Raw genomic sequence first — 1872 nt, 5'->3', positions numbered from 1 at the left:
TCCCCACCCCGGCGCCCCCCGGGTTCCCGGAGTTCCCGCCGGCGCCCGGACCGGCGTCGGGCACGGCGTGCGCACCCTCGCGGTAGTACTCCAGCCACGACATGACGGTGTTCACGTACTCACGCGAGTTGTTGTAGCTCAGCAACGCCCGGTCCAGATCGGCGGGCCGGCTCAGGTCCCTGGAGCCGGCGCACAGGTAGTGCCCGGCGGCGAGCGTCGCGTCGTACACGTTGTTCGGGTCGCTGACGCCGTCACCGTTGCCGTCCGCCCCCCACCCCGCCCAGGTGGAGGGGATGAACTGCATCGGACCCACGGCCCGGTCGAACACCGCGTCGCCGTCCCACCGTCCGCCGTCGGTGTCGGTGATCCGGGCGAAACCGTTGCCGTCCAGCACCGGTCCGAGGATGGGGGGCATCGCGTTGCCCTCCGCGTCCAGCGCGCCTCCGCGCGCGTGTCCGGACTCCACCTTGCCGATGGCGGCGAGGAGTTCCCACTCCAGGCCGCAACCGGGGTGGGAGACGGCGAGGGACGCCTCGGCCGCCCGGTAGGCCTCCAGCACGGCGGCGGGTATGCCGGCGGCGGCCTCTCCGATCGGGCCTGCGGGGAGCCCGTCGGGGCCGGGTCCCGTCCCCTCCCGGTCGGCCGGGTCCGTATCGGGGGCGGGGGCACCCGGTGGCGGGAGTTCGGTCTCGTAGGGACGACCGGGATAGTCGTTGCCGCCCCCCGTCCCCCCCGCGCCGTCGGCGGCCTCCGCACCTGCCAGGAGGTCCGTGCCCTGTGACGCGGTGAGGGCCGCCATGGCGACCGCGGCCAGTGCCGATCCGGACAGTCCGCGCCTGATCCTCCGCCTGGTGGACGCCACCCGATCTCTCCCCTCCACGGGTCGTCGACGACCCGCCCTCACTCTCCCGGCGGTACGCGTCGGACCGGCCCCGACCGTTGGCGCGCGAACGAACTGTCCGTGCCCGGGGGTGCGCCCGGAGTGCCACGGTGGGTGCCGATCGACGGCGGGGACGACACTACGTCAACCCCCGGTTCCCGAACCAGGCTCCCCCCACCGTGTTCCGGGGTCGGGCACACCGTTGTCACCAACCGTCCGACGAACCGTCACGGCCGTGCCCCTCCGCGTCGGTCGGGGCGCGGGGACACGGCCGTGACGGATGAGCCGGTCAGTGCGCGGCGGCCTCCCAGGTGGCGCCCACACCGATGGATACGTCCAGCGGGACACGCAACTCCACCGCGCCGGCCATCTCCCGGCGCACCAGTTCCTCGACCGCCGCCCGCTCACCGGGGGCGACCTCGAGCACGATCTCGTCGTGCACCTGGAGCAGCATCCGGGTGCGCAACCCCTCCCGGCGCAACGCGGAGTCCACCCGCAACATGGCGATCTTCACGATGTCGGCCGCCGTGCCCTGGATCGGGGCGTTGAGCGCCATCCGCTCGGCCATCTCCCGCCGCCGGCGGTCGGTGCTCGACAGGTCGGGCAGGTAGCGACGGCGTCCCAGGATGGTGTGGGTGTAGCCGACCGCGGTGGCCTCGCCGACGACCCGGTGAAGGTAGTCGCGCACCCCTCCGAAGCGCTCGAAGTAGGTGTCCATCAGGCGTCGGGCCTCGTCCGCGCCGATGCCCAACTGCTGGGAGAGCCCGAAGGCCGACAGGCCGTAGGCCAGGCCGTAGCTCATCGCCTTGGTCTTGCGACGCATCTCCGGGTCCACCTGCCCGCGCGGCACCGAGAAGACCTGGGAGGCGACGGTGTCGTGCAGGTCCTCGCCGGAGGTGAACGCCTCGATCAGGCCCTCGTCCTCCGAGAGGTGGGCCATGACCCGCAGTTCGATCTGGCTGTAGTCGGCGGTCAGCAGGCACTCCCACCCC

General features: G+C 73.0%; 1 protein-coding gene and 1 pseudogene. Both read right to left on the bottom strand.

Annotation, left to right across the window (positions count from 1 at the left end):
- A pseudogene (locus FNQ90_RS21595) lies at window positions 1-799 on the bottom strand (lytic murein transglycosylase); the annotation flags it as partial.
- Window positions 800-1169: 370 nt separating this feature from the next.
- Window positions 1170-1872, bottom strand: a 703-nt coding sequence (locus FNQ90_RS21590; protein ID WP_228471459.1) for a DNA polymerase, incomplete at its 5' end; no start/stop codon positions are given.

The sequence above is a fragment of the Streptomyces alkaliphilus genome (genome assembly GCF_014141535.1).
Lineage (GTDB): Bacteria > Actinomycetota > Actinomycetes > Streptomycetales > Streptomycetaceae > Streptomyces > Streptomyces alkaliphilus.
The sequence above is the reverse complement of the archived record's forward strand: the minus strand, read 5'-3'. Positions and strand labels throughout refer to the sequence as shown.